Source organism: Candidatus Scalindua japonica, from assembly GCF_002443295.1.
In the GTDB taxonomy this organism is placed as follows: domain Bacteria; phylum Planctomycetota; class Brocadiia; order Brocadiales; family Scalinduaceae; genus Scalindua; species Scalindua japonica.
This window is the reverse complement of sequence record NZ_BAOS01000024.1, coordinates 18,880-39,103: the sequence shown is the minus strand read 5'-3', so window position 1 is coordinate 39,103 and position 20,224 is coordinate 18,880. Positions and strand designations below refer to the sequence as shown.

The 20,224-nt window shown below is 41.4% G+C and carries 13 protein-coding genes and 2 pseudogenes; 4 read left to right on the top strand and 11 right to left on the bottom strand.

Annotation, left to right across the window (positions count from 1 at the left end):
* Positions 1 to 42: 42 nt before the first annotated feature.
* Positions 43 to 2,043 carry a SulP family inorganic anion transporter gene (locus SCALIN_RS13055; RefSeq protein WP_096894913.1) on the bottom strand — a complete coding sequence of 667 codons (2,001 nt, stop codon included), beginning with the start codon at positions 2,041 to 2,043 and terminating at the stop codon, positions 43 to 45.
* Positions 2,044 to 2,527: 484 nt separating this feature from the next.
* On the opposite strand from SCALIN_RS13055, the gene SCALIN_RS13050 reads away from it, so the two are divergent.
* Positions 2,528 to 3,919 (top strand): NAD(P)/FAD-dependent oxidoreductase, encoded by a 1,392-nt coding sequence (locus tag SCALIN_RS13050; RefSeq protein ID WP_096894912.1) that lies wholly within the window; start codon positions 2,528 to 2,530, stop codon positions 3,917 to 3,919.
* 68 nt (positions 3,920 to 3,987) lie between these two features.
* A complete protein-coding gene (locus tag SCALIN_RS13045; protein ID WP_096894911.1) occupies positions 3,988 to 4,575 on the top strand; it encodes a TetR/AcrR family transcriptional regulator in 588 nt (195 codons plus the stop codon).
* A 108-nt stretch (positions 4,576 to 4,683) separates the two neighbouring features.
* Here SCALIN_RS13045 and SCALIN_RS23630 read toward each other — a convergent pair whose 3' ends face one another.
* The 9 genes and pseudogenes from SCALIN_RS23630 to SCALIN_RS13010 form a co-directional block, all read right to left on the bottom strand.
* On the bottom strand, positions 4,684 to 5,502 hold the full coding sequence (locus SCALIN_RS23630; RefSeq protein ID WP_304518449.1) for a F0F1 ATP synthase subunit gamma: 819 nt from the start codon (positions 5,500 to 5,502) through the stop codon (positions 4,684 to 4,686).
* A gap of 41 nt (positions 5,503 to 5,543) precedes the next feature.
* Positions 5,544 to 6,886 (bottom strand): annotated as a pseudogene (locus SCALIN_RS23625) (F0F1 ATP synthase subunit alpha); the annotation flags it as partial.
* Between the two features lie 9 nt (positions 6,887 to 6,895).
* Positions 6,896 to 7,198, bottom strand: a complete 303-nt coding sequence (locus tag SCALIN_RS24075; RefSeq protein WP_420885436.1) for a F0F1 ATP synthase subunit C — start codon at positions 7,196 to 7,198, stop codon at positions 6,896 to 6,898.
* A gap of 24 nt (positions 7,199 to 7,222) precedes the next feature.
* Positions 7,223 to 7,447: pseudogene (locus tag SCALIN_RS24070) on the bottom strand (F0F1 ATP synthase subunit A); the annotation flags it as partial.
* Between the two features lie 6 nt (positions 7,448 to 7,453).
* Entirely contained in the window at positions 7,454 to 7,609 is a 156-nt protein-coding gene (locus tag SCALIN_RS22265; RefSeq protein ID WP_162532306.1) for a hypothetical protein, read from the bottom strand.
* A 138-nt stretch (positions 7,610 to 7,747) separates the two neighbouring features.
* Positions 7,748 to 8,047 carry an ATP synthase subunit I gene (locus SCALIN_RS13025; RefSeq protein WP_096894908.1) on the bottom strand — a complete coding sequence of 100 codons (300 nt, stop codon included), beginning with the start codon at positions 8,045 to 8,047 and terminating at the stop codon, positions 7,748 to 7,750.
* A 16-nt stretch (positions 8,048 to 8,063) separates the two neighbouring features.
* On the bottom strand, positions 8,064 to 8,321 hold the full coding sequence (locus SCALIN_RS13020) for a hypothetical protein (RefSeq protein WP_203415486.1): 258 nt from the start codon (positions 8,319 to 8,321) through the stop codon (positions 8,064 to 8,066).
* Positions 8,322 to 8,336: 15 nt separating this feature from the next.
* Positions 8,337 to 8,792: a F0F1 ATP synthase subunit epsilon gene (locus tag SCALIN_RS13015; protein WP_203415485.1), complete on the bottom strand. Its 456-nt coding sequence runs from the start codon at positions 8,790 to 8,792 to the stop codon at positions 8,337 to 8,339.
* A 50-nt stretch (positions 8,793 to 8,842) separates the two neighbouring features.
* Entirely contained in the window at positions 8,843 to 9,844 is a 1,002-nt protein-coding gene (locus SCALIN_RS13010; protein ID WP_096894907.1) for a F0F1 ATP synthase subunit beta, read from the bottom strand.
* Positions 9,845 to 10,179: 335 nt separating this feature from the next.
* Between SCALIN_RS13010 and SCALIN_RS13005 the strand changes: the two genes are divergently transcribed.
* Positions 10,180 to 15,177 carry an Ig-like domain-containing protein gene (locus SCALIN_RS13005; protein WP_096894906.1) on the top strand — a complete coding sequence of 1,666 codons (4,998 nt, stop codon included), beginning with the start codon at positions 10,180 to 10,182 and terminating at the stop codon, positions 15,175 to 15,177.
* A 291-nt stretch (positions 15,178 to 15,468) separates the two neighbouring features.
* Here SCALIN_RS13005 and SCALIN_RS13000 read toward each other — a convergent pair whose 3' ends face one another.
* Positions 15,469 to 16,245: a lysophospholipid acyltransferase family protein gene (locus SCALIN_RS13000; protein WP_096894905.1), complete on the bottom strand. Its 777-nt coding sequence runs from the start codon at positions 16,243 to 16,245 to the stop codon at positions 15,469 to 15,471.
* Between the two features lie 381 nt (positions 16,246 to 16,626).
* On the opposite strand from SCALIN_RS13000, the gene pgk reads away from it, so the two are divergent.
* Positions 16,627 to 19,941, top strand: coding sequence for a phosphoglycerate kinase (gene pgk, locus SCALIN_RS12995; RefSeq protein ID WP_096894904.1), 3,315 nt, complete (start codon positions 16,627 to 16,629; stop codon positions 19,939 to 19,941).
* The last annotated feature ends 283 nt before the right edge of the window (positions 19,942 to 20,224 follow it).

The window sequence follows — 20,224 nt, the reverse complement described above, 5'->3', positions numbered from 1 at the left end:
TTAACTTTATCGTATGCTTGAATATAAAATAATCTAAATAGCTCATTGGTGTTGTAATTTTTTTGTAGTTGTCGGCAATTCAGCCAACCGCAACCAGGAATTAGAACGCTTAACATGAGTGTAATCCGGCATGACAACCGCTACATTCTCGACGAATGTCCTTATTCTATATTTTTTTCCGAATTTCGGCAATATCTCTTTGCGGAGTTGATCAAGAATATGTTCAGCTTTCTCCGGCAGAGCCAGGACTTCTATACGCACTCTATCTCTTTTTGAAGAGCCTAAGTAGCCACCGCAGACAATGGTAGTAAAGTCCCTTACCCCATGATAGTTCAATTCATGTTCAAGCAGAGATTGAAGGCATGAATCCGTAAATATAATTATACGTCTTATCTTCTCAAAGCCTCTCCTGTGAATACAAAGTGGATGGCTAGACAACGGCTTGTGATCGTCTAATCCAATTACTTCCAACTTGAGCCCCTCCTGTCTAAATTCATCTGTCATCTCATGAAGTTTTTTCATTACACTGTGATCTACCATTACGGTATCTGCCAAATCAACTTCAACGTTTTTGTTTTGAGCTAATCCTGCCTTTTCGACCAGCCTTTTAAATGGGAGCCAGTTACTGAAGTTAATCGACTGAGCGACCTTAATAGTGCATGTATCATCATTAATTTGAACGACATCAAGATAGAGTTTGAAAAATGAACGCAACGGTGTCCCATTTAAATAATGTATCAGTAACTTTATTCCTATCCCCACAGCAATACCGATAATCAGATCTGTTGCAAGAACGGCAATTACGGTAACCACAAATATAAATAACTGTATTCTTCCTATTGAGTAGACGTGAAAATACTCCCGGGGTGCCGTTAATTGAAAACCTGTGTATACGAGCATTGCCGCCAGGGCCGCGAGTGGGATATGATGCAACAAAAAAGGCACAGATCCCACAAAAAGAAGGAGAAAAAGCCCGTGATATAAATTGGCAAAACGGGTACGCGCACCGTTATCAATATTTGCCTTGCTGCGTACAATTTCAGAAATTACAGGAAGGCCTCCAACAAACGCACAGACGGTATTCGCGATTCCGACGGCAAGCATGTCACGATCAAGGTTGGTTTTGCGTTTCCAGGGATCTATGATGTCAATCGCCTTGGCGCTGAGTAGGGATTCCAGGCTGCCTATCAGGGCGAACATGATTACCCATTTCCACCCTGAAAAAGTTAATAATGACGAAAAATCAGGATGGGTCATTGCCTTAAACATATTACCCGGAACAGTGACAAGAAACTCTTCATCGACTTTGTATTCATGTCCTTCAAAAGAGTAAACATGTTCATGGGAAATGTTAAAATATATCCCTAACGGTATAGCAAACAACAGTACAAGCATGGGGGTAGGTATCATCTTGACATAGCTGTTCTTGATCAGAGGTATCCCGAACATAATTGCCAGGCTTCCGGCTCCAATCGCCGCGATACACGGATTCATATGTATTATCTTCGCGGGAACTGAAAAGAGTAACTCAAAAGGTTCTCCGTCGGCATTGCCGCCCATCACTATAGGAAATTGTTTGAGTATGATGATGATGCCTATTGCGGCGAGCATTCCGTGTACTACTGACAGGGGAAAAAATTCACCCAGAGATCCAACACGGAGCAGGCCAAAAATGATCTGGATACAACCCGCCGCAACACCAATCCCGAGAACGAGCTGGTAGGCGTGTAAATCTGCCGCAGGGTCCTGTCCTCCGGTAAATCCAAATTCTGTTATTGCACCGATAGCAATCACGATCAGGCCGGCAGCAGGCCCTTTAATTGTTAGTTCAGAGTTACTGATAAAGGAAGCAAATACAGCCCCTATTATAGCGGAAAATATACCTGCAATCGCCGGATATCCACAAGCCATGGCAATCCCCAGGCATAATGGAAGCGCTATTAAGAAAACCAGAAATCCGGAAACAATGTCTTTCTGGAAATTTTGCTTTATTCCCGCAATGCCTGTTTTTGGGGCTTGCAATTCAGTATCTAATTTTGACATAATTTGACTTTCTCCTCATTTTACCCACTAAGTATGGTAAATACCCGTTTCATCTTTATCGTATGCATAAATAATGAATAGAATTTATAATTATTTTCTACGGTTTTTGTAATTATATGCATTTTGCCAGACAGCAGACATAAGTATACTATTGTTTACTTATCTGTCAAGATAAAGTAAATGATCGTTTACTTATCAATGGGAATTTATATAATGAAATAACACAGATCATTAAGAAGTTGTTCCTTTAAAAAAGATTATGGGTATGCACTTGACCGAAGCTGTCCCAATATGTAGTATGAAGGATCACGGAGAATTACCCAAGAAACATCCTGGAGTTTGAGGAGCAATTTGCTTCGGAAGATGCATACCGAGGATATTTGTTTCAACTTCGGTGGTCTGATGGTTTTCAATGTCAACACCAGGAAGCATGGAAAACCAGCGAATATTTGTATAGTTGTGAATGCAGAGACATTGAAATAATATGACAGAAAACACGTTACGTTTAAAAAACAACTCAAAAATTGCTATAATTGGCGGTGGTCCCGCAGGAAGCCTTTTTGCAAATAAAGCCATACATTATGCAAAGAAATCTGGTATAAAGATACAGATAACAATCTTTGAGAGCAAAGATTTCAATCTGAAAGGCCCCAGAGGCTGCAACATGTGCGCCGCTGTAATAGCCAGTTCACTCCATGCAAAGCTCACCAGAGACGGCATTGACATACCTGGAAATATCGTACACCAGGAAATAAAAGGCTATTATTTTCAAACGAAAGAATCTGGTATTGAACTCTACAAACCGAATCAAAGTTCAAACAGAAAGATTATAACCGTTTATCGAGGTAATGGGCCTCTTTACAGCCCCAATACACAAAGCTACAGTTTTGATGATTATCTGTTAAAACACGTCATAGATAAAGGCGTAAATGTAATCTACGAAACGGTACAGAAGCTAATACTGCCAACTGATCGTGACTCTACAGCAACCATAATCTATGGGAAACGCAAACCTTATAATGAAATGAGTGTAGATCTTGTTGTTGGTGCTTTTGGTGTTAATTCCAGAATGGTTACGGCAGTCGAAAACTTACATTTTGGTTACTTGCCGCCAAAAACGATTAAAACGTGTATAGTGGAAATACCATTAAGTAAAACGTTTATAAAAAAGTCTTTTAATAACCGTGTGTATGTGTTTGCGCTGGGATTAAAACCCTTCAGATTCGCTTCAATAGTACCGAAAAGAGACTATGTTACCATAATTCTGGCAGGAAATAGAGATTTGAAAAAGGAAGATCTTATTAATTTTTTAAAGCATCCAACTGTTAGAGAGAAACTTCCTGAAGATTGGCAGTTACCTGATAAATTTTGTATGTGCATACCAAAGATAACACTTTCACACGCAAAAAAACCATTTACTGACAGGTTTGTTATTGTAGGTGATGCCAGCATTTCAAAGATTTACAAGAACGGCCTGGAATCAGCCTATATAACTTCGCAACTGGCTGCGCGTTCAGCATTTGAGAAAGGCATTTCAAATAAAGATTTTCAAAAATATTACTATAAACCAGCCAGGAAATTGCTTGCGACAGATAATGCACTAGGCACACTGATTTTGATTCTCAGCGATTTCGTTACAAAGCGTAATTGGCTGGTGAAAGCACGTTTATCATACGTTAAAGGGAAAAAAGATTCCTGGATTGCAAACCACCTTAACGCACTCCTCTGGAATATGGTTACGGGTGACGCTTCATATAAAAAAATATTGATACAGGCGCTTCATCCTCTTTTTCAGATTAAATTAATACCTGTTACGATAAAAGCTTTTTTCATAGATATCATTAAACGTATGGTTCGTCACAAAAATTTAATGTAAACGCATGTGTAGCTGATTGCCGGTAATCAGAAAAACTCATATCCATTTATTAGAAAAGGAGGTGCTGGGTGCAAACGAGAAAATCTACCGAGATCAGAAGGGAGCAGATTGTAAATATTATTCGAAATATAATTTCCTCTAAAGGTATTCAAGACGTTACCATAAATGAAATAGCTATACATATGGGAACCACCAAAGGGGCGATTTACCGACATTTCAAGAGTAAAAGAGATATATTGAATCTATTAATAAAGAATATTGAAGAAACACTCATGGACGTTATTGATAAATCAGCAGACAATGACCCGATTCAATATCTCAATAACATCCTGCTAAACCAGCTCACTCTGGCAAAAAATCGCCGTAAGACGTCATTGGTTGTTATTCTGGGAGCGATGCAATTCAGTGATCCTTCCATAAAAAAGAAGATTGCCAAAACAGTAGAAAAGTATTTATGTAGAATAGAAGAAATCCTTTCAAAAGCGGTACAGTTAAAAAAGGTAAATAGCAAAATTAATCCAAAAACATCTGCCATAGCCTTTTTTGGACTGATCCAATCCAGTATAACGATGTGGTCATATAAAAAGTTTAATTTTGTACCGAAGGAATTGCATTCGCAATTGTGGAGTATATATCATCAGGGAATTGATGTTTAGCTTTAACTATTTAATTTATAATCCCGACCCAGCCATCCTGACCTTGCATTTATGAAATTATCCATCTGCCGGATCATTTTTGATAATTCCATATTTTATTTACTGCCCTTATTCTTTTTCTGTTCTCAACGCTTCGAAGCCTGATACAATATCCAGAAGTTCGCTGGTAATTGAACTCTGGCGCTCGTTGCGGTAGAGAGCATTGAGCTGTTCGAGTCTCTCTTCAATATTTTTCTCAGCTGATTGCATGGACAATAGACGGGCAGCGTTTTCGGATGCCATAGATTCAGCAAATGCTCGATAAATAGAAACAAACATATACTGACGAAACAGTGCTGAAAAAAGGGAATCTCTATCCATGGTAAATGATGGCAGTGAATGACATGGCCATTTTTTTTGCCTGACTGAATCTATCCATGTCCGATCAAGAGGAAGAAGAGTTATATGGTGCGGCTTATACGAAATCTGTGATAACAGTTTATGGTGAAAAAGCATAACTCTATTTATTTTTCCCACTTCCTGCAGATCGGTAATTGCCATTACTACCTGTTGAACTATAGAAGTTACGCCTGCAAGTGATCCTGGCAGGGGAAAGACCTCTGCACCGTTTTGTTTTCCCTCCTCAAGTGACGCAAGGGTACGTAACCCTATGCATAAAATATTATTGTTTTCAACTGTATTCGAACTATTAATTCTTTCAAGCGCATAGGTGGTAATCTGCTCATTAAAACCTCCACAAAGCCTCTGGTCCGTTCCAAATACAATAGCGTAGAGACCGTTTTTCCTTTCTTCCTTCTGATCCAGTACTGCGACTTTTCCTCCTTTGAGTACAACCTGAAATCCCATTTCAATAGATCGGTAGTAATCACCTATCGACTTTACGGCCTGTTCAAAATGGTGAATATTTACTGCCGAAAGCGTCTGCATTGTTTTTACAATATCACGAAGGTCCTCCGATCTTTTTATATTCCTTCTGTTACTGACAGGAGTACGGCAATTTGATCTGTCACTGTCAAGGGTTTGTATTGATCCTGTTTTAGTACCTCACGAACTCGGCGGCCTCTTTCAACGAGTATCTTTCGAGTCTTTTCATCAAGTCTTGTGCGGAAACGGGCAAATTTCTCAAGTTCTTCAAACTGTGAATAAGACAATCTTAAATTGCCAGCGATTGATCGGTATACAGGAAGTTGTGTTTTTCCACCCACACGGGATACAGATTTGCCAACATCAACTGCAGGTAAAATACCCTTCTGGAAACGGTCAGGTGAAAGGTAGATCTGCCCATCGGTTATCGAAATGATATTTGTGGGAATATATGCTGCAACATTCTGTGCTTTTGTAGCAACAATGGGAAGGGCTGTCAATGAGCCTCCCCCAAGCTCTTTTCTCAGATGTGTTGAACGTTCAAGAAGTCGGGAATGGATATAAAAAATATCTCCCGGAAACGCCTCTCTTCCGGGAGGACGTCTAAGGAGCAGAGAAGGTTCCCTGTATGCAATTGCATGGTTTATCAAATCGTCATATACAATCAACACATCCCTCCCTTTTTCCATGAAATATTCCGCCATGGTAGTTGCTGAATAGGGTGCTATATACTTCATTCCCGGAGGATCTTCGCCGGATGTTGACACAACAATGGTATATTTCATGGCATCATGCTTATGCAGATCCTCAATAAGTTTTGCAACAGAAGAACTCCGCTGGCCGATTGCGCAATACACGCATAATACGTTCTTATCTTTCTGGTTTATGATAGTATCCAGGGCAATAGCTGTCTTCCCGGTCTGACGGTCACCGAGGATAAGTTCCCTCTGCCCCCTTCCGATTGGTATAAGAGCGTCAACTACCTTGAGTCCTGTCTGAAGAGGTACAGTAACTGGTTCACGTTCCATGATTTCAGGGGCTTCACGCTCTATCGGTTTGCGTTCGAAAGTATTAATTTGACCACTATTATCAAGTGGTATTGCCGTCGGGTCAACAACACGACCCAGAAGTGCTTCGCCCACAGGCACATCCATTACCCTGTCTATGCGGGTTACAGTAAAAGCATCACTTCTGGAAAGCATGACGACTCCAACCTCTTTCGGATTAAGATTGAATACCATGCCAAAAATCTTTCCGGGAAATATGATCAGCTCTTCGGACTTAACACCCGGCAATCCTTCTATACGTGAATGCCCCTGCCTACAAATTTTACCTTGCCGGTTTCATGAATCGTTGGCTCGTAATGATGTGTCTTGACGACATGATCAAAAGCGGTAAACACGTCATCCAGGCATGAACTCAACTCCTGTTTATCATCCAATTTCAATTTCCTTTTTCAACGTTTCAGTTTGCCGGTACCTGCTTCCAGCGCTTTATTAATAAAATAATTCCAGAATGGATTGGCAAAGAGCAGAATCATTGACACAACAAAACAGTAAATTGCCGAAGACTCAACCATTGCCAGTCCTACAAATAGTGTTCTGGTTATTGTGTTTGCCTCATCAGGTTGCTGTGCAATGGAGTGTAGAGCCTGAGAGACTGCAAGGCCTTCTCCAAGCGCGGGACCGATGGAACCGATCGCTATAGTAATACCTGCGGTGAAAATTGAAGCAATACCTATTAACCCAAGCACGTCCATAATCCTTTTCCTCCTTAACCCACCTTCCATAATGCCAAACAGAGGTGTTGCAACAAAAACACAAACGGCAAGCGCCACAGTAGTGGACAATGAGCCAGTAGGAGGCTTGTACCATGGAACAATGGCTAATAAATTTGAAGCGGCTATAAATATAAAAAGAGTGCCGACAAAAGGCAGATATCGGTATGTTTCACGTTGACTGATAGCTTGTATCTGTCCCTGAATCCACGTGATCAGTATTTCAAGGATATTTTGTCAACGTGAGAGTCTTGTTCCCGTGGAGAGACTTCTCGTCACTACCCACGAACCGATTGTCAATAAGGCTATGATTGCCCATGTAAAGACTATCGTGGCATTAAGCTTGATCTGTTCATGCTGCAGGAATATAATCGAGTCAGGGCTGATTTTCATCAGTTAATCCTCTCTCTTTTCAATCGACATTTTCAATCAATTATACCTAATCAGACAAGAAGCCTGATCATAATAGTTATTATAGTTATGTATTGTATTAACGTTTATCACTGTTTACCATGTGTTCAGTTCGGTATTTTATTCAAACGAAGAAACATTTTCTCCAGGTTTCAGCATACGCATCATTGTGTACTTTACCGTAAGAAACCCTAACAGGCAAACAGTAAGACGCACCCAACTGCTATTCATAACAAGATAAAATATAAATAGTGTTATCCCCATTCTGACATAATAACTTCCAATAGTCAGAAGGGCAGGTTTTCTTGATGAAGAAAGTGCCTTTACTGTCCACCAAAGTCCTATGTGAAATAACAAACCCGCAAATATACCTGCAATAAATGGCGTTACAAAATAATAAAATACGGAAGTAAATCCCATGTTATCTCCATTTCATTCACCCATACTTTGTTTCTTTACGCATTACCAGGCATTCAAACATCCTGTAATAACACCCATAATAAGAAACATAAGAGTCCACGAGTATTTTGAAGGTGTTTTTGGTGTCAATCCATATACCAATTCCAAGAAATAGTAACGTGGGAATCGCTACAGACCATCCTACTAGTCCAAACCATACACCTTTTTCCTTCTCAGCCCGTGCTTTTATTTTTCTGGCCTCTTTTTTTTCAATTTTCCTACTCAGGTCTGTCAACAGTCATTACCCTCCTTACTCATGTCCAATTTCAATAAACTTGCGCACGAGATTTGCTTCAAGCTTTGCCACTGCTGAACGTGCATTTATTTGCTTTTCGTCAATTATCATAAACTGTTTTTCTGCTGTTTCTTTCAGCATGCCCAGGTTTGGTCCCTGGACTGCATTCGCAGTTGATACGAGTACTTCTGCTCCGCACTTTACGAGAGTTCCTTCATCTACTGCGAGAAACTGTTCCCGTCCGCCAGTTGTTTCAAAAGATAGAAGCCCCGGAACAAGGGTAGCCACAAAATTCACGTGTTTAGGTTTCAGACAAAACGAACCGTCTTCTGCTTCAGCGATCACTTTTACAACCTCTTCTTCAATGAGCATCTCTGTAGGTAAAATCACCTTCAGATCTTCATAGAATGCAAGTGTTTTTTTGATTTCTTGGGCAATACGGTAATGTCTTTTACCTACAATATGTGGCATTAACATTGCGGAATTAGAATTAAGGGGGGTCTATTGCTGGATAAAAACCTTCACTTGCTCTCTTTCGTGAGAGAAGAGGAAAGATGAGTAAACGTATGTACAGCAGAAGGATCTGTAAAATCATCTGCCGGCACGTACACTGCCTGTACAGAGGTAATAGCACCGGTTTTTGTACTGCAAATCCTTTCTTCAAACTCGGAAAGCTCTGTTCCTAACGTCGGCTGGTAACCGACGCGGGATGGAATTTGTCCCATAATGCCTGAAACCTCAGAGCCTGCCTGAATGAAACGAAATATATTATCTATAAGGAGATGAACATTCTGTCTTTCGGTATCCCTGAAATATTCCGCTATGGTTAGTGCAGAGTGCCCAACACGAAATCGTGCTCCCGGAGGTTCATTCATTTGGCCGAATACCATAACGGTGTTTTCTAAAACACCGGCTGACTGCATTTCACGGTAAAGTTCTTCCGCTTCACGGCACCTTTCACCGATACCGCAAAACAAACTAACACCAGAATGCATGCCGACCATATTATGTATTATTTCTGTAATAAGAACAGTTTTGCCAACTCCTGCTCCACCGAAGAGGCCGGATTTACCACCCCTTTCAAGTGGAGAGAGCACATCGATTGCCTTTATACCGCTAAGAAAAATCTCCGAAGATGTTGTCCGGTGATTTAAGGGAACTGGGGGTTGATGTATAGAACGTTTTTCTGCTCCATCAATAGGGTCTCTTTTGTCAATAGTTTCTCCAAAAACATTAAGCATTCTACCTAACAATTGCCTTCCCACAGGAACAGTCAGCGGATGGCCGGTATTCTTAACAGGTGTGCCTTTGTAGAGCCCGCTTGTAGATGTTAATGCTATACCCCTGACAGTGTCGGGACTTAAGTGAGACATGACTTCAATAACCACGGCGTTATTACCCGCTCGCAGTTCACCATTTATAGGAGGTAGTTTGTGTAGAAATTGTATATCTACAACACTGCCCCTTACAGATATTACGGTTCCCGAATGTTGGTCATATTCTTGATAATTCAACTCAATCATAGCAAGTCTCTTCAGATGCAAAATACGCCAAAGCGTACTTATTCATTTTTAATATATATGTCTTATACTCAAATTAACTTGACAATATAAAATAAATCGTTAATCTGCCATTATAATTATCGAGAGTGCCGTATTATTCAGTTAAAAGAAATTATTTTTCTTGTGTACAAGGATGTACTATGGAATATAAGCCAAAGGAATATGAGCTAAAAAACCAGAGAGTGTACAAAGAGCTAGTATTAGAAAAAAAGCCTTAGTAACGAAGGATAATTAGATCTAATTATCCTTCGTTACTAAGGCTTTTTTGATTTAAGGAGTTTGGAAGATTGAGTGGTATGTCAAAAACAGTTGTATTAGTTGTAGCAAGATGCTTTGTGATGGTCGCTCTCTTACCGTGTTTTATGTTTTCAATTGCCTCCGCTCAATTAAATGAGAATTGCACTGTTACCGTACTGAATCGTACGGTTAATGTTAAACCTGACGGAAGCTGGCAATTGAATAACGTTCCATCCAATATGGGCCGGGTTAGAGTTCGGGTTACGTGTGTGGAAGATGGTAAAACAGTTTCCGGGCAGAGTGAGTATGTAACAATACAGACTAACGGCAATATTTCGGTTGAGGAGATGTTCTTCAATAATAGTTACGAACAGGTGCCGACCTCGCTTACAATTAATTCTGAGAAAAGCGTGCTTAGCGCTATTGGAGAAACAACTCGAATATCTGTCCTGGCTATGTACCCGGATGGTTCTACCAAGGACGTCACTTTGGGTGGACAGGGAACTGCGTATACGGTGTCTAACCAGGCGATTGCAACAGTAAATTCGAATGGCCTAGTAACCGCAATATCAAGCGGAAATATTATCATTTCCGCTTCAAACGAGATGGTATTGTCCTCTATTTTCTTATCGGTCCAGTTATCGGGAGATTCGGATGGCGATGGTTTGCCCGACGACTTCGAACTGACCAACGGCCTTAACCCGAATAACCCTGTTGATTCCCTGGAAGATATGGACGAGGATGGCCTTACCAACCTGGAAGAGTTTGACCTTGGCACAGGTATGAACAATGCCGATACCGATGGTGACGGCATTTCTGATGGGGAAGAGATTGTCGCGGGTGATGACGGCTATGTCACCAATCCTCTTCTGGGAGATTCGGATGGTGATGGAATTTGGGACGGACTGGAGGTGTCATCTGCCAGCGACCCTAATGACGCCGGTAGCTTTGACCTCGCCGCTACTCTGGATTTCATTAAAGTCACACCGTCAAATTTTGCGTTGACCTTTAACACCATAATGGGGGAATCGACTAAACAATTAACAGTTACCGGTACCTTTACCGATGGTAATACCATTGACCTTACTCCTACAGGTATTGGGACCAACTACAGTTCCAGCGATCTGGTAGTGGCCAACTTCGGTGTCACCGCCGGTCTGGTTTATGCGGGAACAGATGGGACAGCGGTTATTACGGTTACTAATAACGGATTTTCTGATACTGCTGTATTTACTGTCGAGACATTTTCGCCAACACCCCTCTCTTATGTGGATATCTCCGGGTTTGCAAACAATGTGGATGTTGGCGGTGATTATGCATATGTTGCAGCAGGGTCTACAGGGTTACAGGTTGTAGATGTATCGGACCGAGTTAATCCAGCAGTTGTAGCATCTGAAGATACTCTCGGGAATGCAAATGATGTGAAGGTCGACGGTGCTCTTGCATATATTGCTGATGGTGTATCAGGGTTACAGATCATGGATATAAGCAATCCTCTAGATCCTGTTACGGTAGGCTCGGTTGATACACCGGGTGATGCTTATGATGTTGCGGTCTCCGGTATTTATGCGTATGTTGCCGATGGGAATGCCGGATTACAGATAATCAATGTTTCCGTGTCTAACAACCCTGTAATAGAAGGTACAGTTGTTACCTCGAATATTGCTAAAGGTGTAGATATAGATCCGGAAGGCAACCTGGCAGTTGTGGCAGACGGGTCTGCCGGTGTGCAGGTCATAGATATTACTACTCCCTCTAATGCCGGAATTATTGGCACGGTGGATACAAATGGTAATGCCAGAGATGTGGTTTTGCGTAATAGTATCGCGTATGTCTCAGATTATACAGGTGGTCTCAAAGCGGTAAATATCAGTAATCCGACAACTCCAACTATTGCAAAGAGTGTTGAGGGTAACTATCTGATGGATGCGGCATTATTTGATAGCCTTGTATTCGGCGCTGATGTCTTAAGTTTCAATGCGGTTCCAGCCTATAACATTAGCATCCCGGATGATCCAGTTTTCACCGCTATCATTAATTTTGCTCAATTCCGAGATGATGATGGAACGGGGACAGATGCTGATAGTCGTTATCTGTACCTGACAACATCGAATGGTATCATGGAAAACGGTAGTAGCGGCGATACAAGATTATATATTGGACAATATAGAATGGTCCAGGATATCGCAGGGGTTCCGCCAACTGTCAGTATTACCTCTCCATTGGCTGGTATTGATGTAATAGAAGGGGCAAAGATTCAGGTTGCTTCTGATGCTGCCGACGACGTACAAGTTGCCTCGGTAAGTTTCATCATAGATGGTAATGTCGTCTTTACAGATACATCTGCTCCATATGAGTTTGATTACACGGTGCCTTTAGGCATATCAGGTGTCACCATTAGCGCGACAGCATTAGATCTTGCTAATAATGCAGGTGCGTCACCAGATCTGTTTGTCACTGTTATACCTGATCCTTTGACAACCATATTAGGGTCTTTAGTTGACATAAATGGGGGCCCAATGGGAGGAGTTACGGTTACAACCGTAAACAATCTTTCAACAACCTCACTGCCTGATGGCACGTTTTCAATTTCGGATGTGCCAACTGTCCAGGGAAATATTCAGGTAACGGCATCTACTAACATTAGTGGATGGCCTTATAGAGGAAATTCACCTTCGATTCCTGCTGTGCCAGGAGGAATGACAGACGCCGGCGTGATTATTATAGAAAGGGATGTTGTTTCTATTACGGTAGATACTACAATAGTCACTGGTAACCGGAGCATGGACTTCAAGGCCCTCACAGTAGACGGCGCTAATTTGACGGTTGAAGGTCCTCATACGTTTTACAGTATAACACTTCTCAATAATGCCAAACTAACCCATCCAGATACAACGACAACAGAAGAATACTCTCTTGATATAACTGTTTCAGATACATTAACCATAGACTCAGATAGTACAATAGACGTGAGTGGCAAGGGGTATCTGGGTGGTTACAATGGGCCTGGCAACTATAGTTATTATGGTAGAACATTGGGAAATACGACTACCGGAGGCAGCTATGTTAGAAGTGGAGGAAGTTATGGTGGCCTGGGTGGTCAAACCGGGTCTGATAGTGTAAATGGGGTATACGGTAGTTTTTACAACCCTAATGAGCTCGGAAGTGGTGGAGGGGGAAACTCATATACTAATGGTGGTTACGGGGGCAACGGAGGAGGTCTTGTAAGGATAACGGCCGCTGAGATAGTCCTTAACGGTAATGGCAGTATCAAATCTAATGGTGGAGATGGCGAGGATTCAGATTGGAATGGAGGAGGCAGTGGAGGTGGAATATATATAAATGTAGGCACGATACGCGGTGATGGTTCAGGGACAATTGCGGCAAACGGAGGTAAGGCTACAAGGTCATATAGTTCTACCAATGGAGGTGGAGGGGGCCGTATAGCGGTATATTATGATGATATAGCCGGTTTTGACATAAATAGTATAACTGCTTATGGAGGACTTGGCAGCTCAAATGACGGGGGTGCGGGAACTATTTACTTAAAAGATGTGGTCAATAAGAAAGAACAGCTTATTGGTAATAACTCTAATAATACAGGCAAGCCTACCCCTTTGGTATCAGAGGATGGTAATGGGTTTACGTTTGATGATCTTATCATTGGCGGGGGTTCGATATCTATTGACAAGCTGATTGTCAACAAGCTCACCCTTGATGCTGGAGATTCATGCATGGGAGAGTTGGTAGTAAACAATGTTGTTGTTGGTGATGGAGCGTTGATATTTGCAGAAGTTATGACGGTGGTTAATAATCTTACCGTTGATAATGGGGAATTGTCAGTAGTCGACCTGTCAGTAGGGAACAATGTTACCTTGCAGAATAATGGAATATTAACTCATGAAGCGGCAACGATGACACAGGCTTATAGTTCGACAATAGGGGTGGGTGGAACGTTAGCCATAGATTCAGGCAGTACGATAGACGTGAGTTGCAAGGGGTATCTGGGTGGTTACAATGGGTCTGGCAACTATAGTTATTATGGTAGAACATTGGGAAATACGACTACCGGAGGCAGTTATGTTAGAAGTGGAGGAAGTTATGGTGGCCTGGGTGGTCAAACCGGGACTGATAATGTAAATGGGGTATACGGTAGTTTTTACAACCCTAATGAGCTCGGAAGTGGTGGAGGGGGAAACTCATATACTAATGGTGGTTACGGAGGTAACGGAGGAGGTCTTGTAAGGATAACGGCCGCTGAGATAGTCCTTAACGGTAATGGCAGTATCAAATCTAATGGTGGAGATGGCGAGGATTCAGATTGGAATGGAGGAGGCAGTGGAGGTGGAATATATATAAATGTAGGCACGATACGCGGTGATGGTTCAGGGACAATTGCGGCAAACGGAGGTAAGGCTACAAGGTCATATAGTTCTACCAATGGAGGTGGAGGGGGCCGTATAGCGGTATATTATGATGATATAGCCGGTTTTGACATAAATAGTATAACTGCTTATGGAGGACTTGGCAGCTCAAATGACGGAGGCGCAGGGACTATTTACTTAAAAGCATCGATACAGACCTATGGTGACCTGATTGTAGATAATAATGGCAGTACTTCATTGGTTTATTCAACCCCTCTTGTGTCAGTAGGTACAGGGTTGTCTTCTGATTTAACCGCTAATACATTAACTGATTCCACAAGAAAGTGGAATGTGGATGGACTGATTGGCATTTTCCTTAATCCAAATACAAGCCAGGAGACCACTCCGGCAACTGTATTCCGAATATTATCTAATGACGTTACTTCAATTACTGTAGAGAATACACTCAATAATTTGACAGATGTCACCATATCAGGTAATTCATACATCGGCGAGCACTATTTTGATAACCTTACCATAATTAATGGCGCAAGAGTAGAAACACTTGACCGAATCAGTTTTAGCTATATTCTGATTACATCAGGTGGTGAAATACAGGCAGACAACTACTACCAGATTGGCAAGGCAGAAACGAGCCTGAAAGATAAACTTGCAAAATACCAAAAAAAATAATATGCCAAGAGCGAGGAGAGGCGAAGGGAGATTGAGGAAGGACGAGAGAGTATTAACGCTTGTAACTGATCGTAAATTGAGTGTTCAAAAAATTAAGTTTTCAACGCATGAACAAAAACATGATGAGGAAACATAGGCTAAAGGGTTAGTAGTAATTATGAGATAAGAAAAGAGGGTGTCGAGGTATTTAGGTGTTTTAAAAGACAAAATGGCAATAGGTTGGACGGATAGGGAAAATGCGGTAGACACCTTAATAAACTTAATACTGCCAACCTGTTAATGGTATCATATTCACCTATTACCATAGTTATTAATCAGTTCGCTAAGTCCGTCATTTATCCTCTTTCTTGTGTCGTTTTGAAGTTTTATGGATTTTTCTTTAACGCCGATACCTTCGTAATTTTCTGGATATAAAGGTTCTAAAACCTTTTCGTAAATCGTGCCTTTATTAAAACTCCATGTTCCTTTAGGGGTGATATCCAGGCCGCCGTAAGTTGCGATCGGAATAATTGGCAGGTTATGCTTTACTGCGATGCTGAACAAGCCGCGTTTAAATTCGTTCATTTTATAGTCTTTATCCTTTGTTCTTGTGCCTTCCGGAAATATAACTAAATAAGGGGTCAATGCTCCATTATCTAAATTGGTAGCTTTAATTTTTTTTGCTGCTTCCGAGAGAACTTTCCAGGTTTTTTTATCATCCTTATAAACTTTAACCATACCCAGGATTTCAATCCCTTTGCCGAAAACCCAGATCCTGAATAACTCGAACTTTCCACAGAACAGAGGTTTCCCTTTTACTGTATGCAATATAGCGGGAATGTCCATTATCGAAGTGTGGTTCTGGCAGATTATTGCTGGCCTGTTAATCAGGTTTTCCATACCTGATGCCTCTATTTTTACATGAGTGAGTTTTAAAAGTTTTCTTGTAAAAGAGTGAGCACGTCCAAAAATAAGATCGTGAGACCGTTTCCTGATCAGGTCATACTCAATTTGAAACCGGGCAATGAAAATGAGATAGAATATTCCCGGTACCTGGTATAATGCAGACTTCAGTGAAAACTTTAGCATAGTGAGTCTATTGCCTTTTTAAATTTTTATAAAGATCTTTTGAAGAATAGAAGCTATGTAATCATTTAATAAAACCCTTGTGGAACATTTTACCATACTTTTCCCGAAAAATTATACAAGTTTTTACAGACAAATTATGAGACAATCAACATTACGCATTCTATGCCCTGCGTTTCATTTGTAATGTAACTCCCTTTCTCTTTTACATATAATTAAACTTGACAAAAGTTTCATAGCAACGTAAAAGTATCATTAGCTTTAAAAACAGAATAGCAGGTGTATAGTTGTATAAGAAATTGTGTCGTTATCAGTACGTTTTTTATAGAAACTTTATACAAACCGGATAAAACATGTGAGGCTGATTACTCTTATTTGATAGTCATGAAAAAATCAGATCAATATACTAAGATAATTGAGTGGTATCCATATGCTGACAAAGTTCCTATCCGCAACCTTCATAAATCTGCCTTAGAGGGGAAGAGGGTCTTCTTAAGGGTAAACTACGATGTGGTAAGAGATGCCAGGATAATTGATGATCGGCGAATCAGGGCGACGGTTATGGATATTCGCCACATACTGAAACAGGGTGCAAGAACAGTCGTCATTGTCTCCCACAACGGTGTAAGAGAAAACTTCTTTAAAGACCAGAAAACTTCCGTAGGAATTAAAAATGATGGAGAGAGTCACCATAACTTCAGTTTGAAACCCGTGGCAACAAGACTGACAGAAATTTTGAGAGAAAGAAAACTTCTGCCGGAAGAGAGAGAGGTTATTATAACCGATGACTGCATTGGGGAGAATGTTAAATCAATTATTGATAACGATGGTATTTTTCTTCTGGAAAATGTCATGTTTCGAAGCGGTGAAACCTCAGAAGACGATAATGAGGTGAGCGAGTTTGCGAAACAACTTCATGATACTACCAATTGCAGTGTCTACGTGAATGCTGATCCGGTAACAGCCCATATGGGTCAGCACGCATCGCTCGGGCCAATAACGAGAATTATTACAGGTCCGAAAGTAGCTGGATTCCTCCTTACGCAGGAATTAACAGCGCTTGATAATTTCATGAGGCATCCTCATAAACCTGTAGTGGCCATTATCGGAGGCGCCAATGTCTCCGCAAAGGTCCAGGCGATGAAAAACCTTATTGTCTATAGAAAGGTTGACAAACTGATCTTTGTTGGAGGTATCGCATTTCCATTTCTCAAGGTACAGGGATACAATGTAGATAACTGTATGTTTGAAGTAGAGCAGGATTCACGTGCTCAGGCTCTTTACAATGCAGCTGTAGTACTGGAACTGGCGAAAGGGTATGGTGTCGATTTAGTACTTCCCGTTGATCACCTTATGGCAAAACCGACGGGGCTTAATCCTGAGAAAGTTAAAGTGAACAAAATCACAGGACGATTTGCAAGATTGAGAGCATACGACATTGGTCCCGGCACGCTATCTCTTATAAAGAAAAATATGATTGGTGCAAAAACCATCATCTTCAATGGAATTGCAGGGAAATATGAAGACGAAATGTTTTGCCATGGTACAAATCATATCCTGGATCTTGTGTTTGCATGTGAAGCGGAATCCAGGATTATACTTGGTCTCCACAGTGTAACCGCAGCACAAAAAAGGCTTGGGACAAAACCTCCCCCCGCAAGGACGTATCTTTTTACGATAGGAGAAGCCGCTTTAAAGTTTCTTGCCGGTGAGAGGCTAACAGCACTTAACCATTTAGATGATCTTCCCGTTAAGGGGCAACTCAAACCAAAAGAGCCCGCAAAGGAGAAAGTTAACCTTAATGCTGCAAATGAAGAAGAGTTGGAAAGATTCCTTGAAATAAAGAGAGGACTCGCAAAAAATATCATAAATCACAGAGACAATATAGGTGAATTCGAAAGGATCAGCCAAGTGTTCGCCGTGCCGGGAGTTACTATTAAGGAATATACAAAGATCCGAGAACATGCCGTGGCCATGCCGAGCCCACTTGAGGTAGCAGAAAGCCAATTCGCAGTCGTCTCGGATATTCTCAGACTCCCTTTATTTCTGAAAAAAAAATTACTTGCCCCTGAGCGAGTAGAGACATTGCGGCTTTCAGAAGAAGGAATAATTGGTTATCGGGTACATCACAATTCAGCACGTGGTCCGGCTAAAGGCGGATTCAGGGAACACCCGGAGGTGTCACTTGATGAGGTCAGGGCGCTTGCTATCTGGATGACATGGAAATGTGCCATCGCCGGAATACCATACGGTGGTTCAAAAGGTGGTATCATAGCAAGCCCGAGAAACCTGCTTGAACGAAAAGACGCATTGGTAATCAGAGAATACAGCCGAAAACTAAAGGAAAGAGGCGCGATTGGACCACATCTTGATATACCGGCACCGGACGTCAACACTAACGCGACAAAGATGGCGTGGTTTGTAGATGAATACCTGAAATCTTCAATCGAAAACAAAGACTCGTCTGATTGGCTGACAGGTGATACAGAATTGACCAAAAAAATCATGGATGATTTCACTTCTCTTCACAAACAACATTCCACTCCTATGGAAACTCTATACCTTGACAAATGCTTGCAAGTGCTGAAAGAGCATCCTGAAGCAAAATGCCATGCGCTTGCCGTTGTTACCGGCAAGCCTGATGATAAGGGAGGTTCTCTTGGCAGGGCCGAATCAACAGGTCGTGGTGTTTTTATCGCCCTTAAAAAAGCCGCCGAACATAAAAACATAAAACTTAAAGGCTCCACTGCTGCCATACAGGGGTTTGGTAATGTAGGCCAGCCACCGGCAAAATTTCTGCATGAAGAGGGGGCAAAGGTAGTCGCCATTACGGATGCCAGTGGCGGCATATACAATCCAAGTGGCCTCGATATAAACGCTGTTCTGGAGCATGTAAATACGACCGGTGCAGGTTTCTTGAAAGGATTCGAGGGAGGAAGAGAAATTGCCAATGATGGTATTTTTACGTTGGATGTCGACTTTCTCGTCCTCGCAGCACTTGAAAATGCCATAGACAGAAATGCTTATGGCGTAAAGGCCAAAGTTATTGTGGAAGGTGCAAACGGACCTGTTACCCCTGAGGGGGACAGGATTGTAACAGGAAAAGGCACATTTATAGCCCCTGATATCAGCACAAACCTGGGAGGTGTATACGTATCTTATCTAGAATGGGTACAAAATTTAAAGAATGAGCGTTGGGATTTAGACAAAATTAATAGATTACTTGAAGACAATATCTGCATGATATTTGATGACATAGTAAAAATATCTAAGGAGAGAAAGATTGAAATGAGAACGGCCGCTTCCATTATGGCAATAGGCCGTGTTGCCGTAGCCGAGCTCTCCAGAGAAATTGCTGACATGGTAATTGCGCCTAATCCTCATTTGTCAAAAGAGGGAAAGGGAAAAGCACTTTCAGAAAATACTATCGAAGTTCTACGGAGTTGTCTTACATATCTCCGTGATGATTTGATGAAGCGAACACCACTCGACTATTGGACACTTGTTATATTGCTATCAAATATGGAAAGTGTACTGCATGCCCACAACATTTCAGATGAAAGTATAATAGAAATAATAAAAGATGTTTACACGGAAGCCACACTCCTCTTCTCCTTATTTGTTAAAGCCAAACCGGACAACGATGACCTCTTGATGGCAGTGGCTGCTCTACCGGAAGAGGCGAAAAAACGAATATAATCTGTTAGAAAAGAAACATACTTTCCGGATGTAAATGTGAAACCCGTAGTGCCTGGCTGGATTGTTGCATTTTTTTCGTTTACACGAGGACAAGCTTAGCGGAGATCTAAGATGAGTTACTTACTGGTTCCATTTGTATGTTTTGACATCTTTAGAAAAAAATTTTATCTGAAGTGGTAATCAAGCATCTTGAGGAGAGTGTCTCAGCAGACATACACACCTATAAAAATATAAATAAATAGTCGTTAATTATGTATCAGGTTGTGAGGCAACTATAGGGTAT

Coding starts and splice junctions, on each gene's coding strand:
- SCALIN_RS13050 (WP_096894912.1), top strand. CDS start 2,528: ATGACAGAAAACACGTTACGTTTAAAAAACAACTCAAAAATTGCTATA.
- SCALIN_RS13010 (WP_096894907.1), bottom strand. CDS start 9,844: ATGATTGAGTTGAATTATCAAGAATATGACCAACATTCGGGAACCGTA.
- SCALIN_RS23630 (WP_304518449.1), bottom strand. CDS start 5,502: ATGCAGACGCTTTCGGCAGTAAATATTCACCATTTTGAACAGGCCGTA.
- SCALIN_RS13005 (WP_096894906.1), top strand. CDS start 10,180: ATGTCAAAAACAGTTGTATTAGTTGTAGCAAGATGCTTTGTGATGGTC.
- SCALIN_RS13000 (WP_096894905.1), bottom strand. CDS start 16,245: ATGCTAAAGTTTTCACTGAAGTCTGCATTATACCAGGTACCGGGAATA.
- SCALIN_RS24075 (WP_420885436.1), bottom strand. CDS start 7,198: ATGGACGTGCTTGGGTTAATAGGTATTGCTTCAATTTTCACCGCAGGT.
- SCALIN_RS13025 (WP_096894908.1), bottom strand. CDS start 8,047: ATGGGATTTACTTCCGTATTTTATTATTTTGTAACGCCATTTATTGCA.
- SCALIN_RS13015 (WP_203415485.1), bottom strand. CDS start 8,792: ATGCCACATATTGTAGGTAAAAGACATTACCGTATTGCCCAAGAAATC.
- pgk (WP_096894904.1), top strand. CDS start 16,627: ATGAAAAAATCAGATCAATATACTAAGATAATTGAGTGGTATCCATAT.
- SCALIN_RS13055 (WP_096894913.1), bottom strand. CDS start 2,043: ATGTCAAAATTAGATACTGAATTGCAAGCCCCAAAAACAGGCATTGCG.
- SCALIN_RS22265 (WP_162532306.1), bottom strand. CDS start 7,609: ATGAAAATCAGCCCTGACTCGATTATATTCCTGCAGCATGAACAGATC.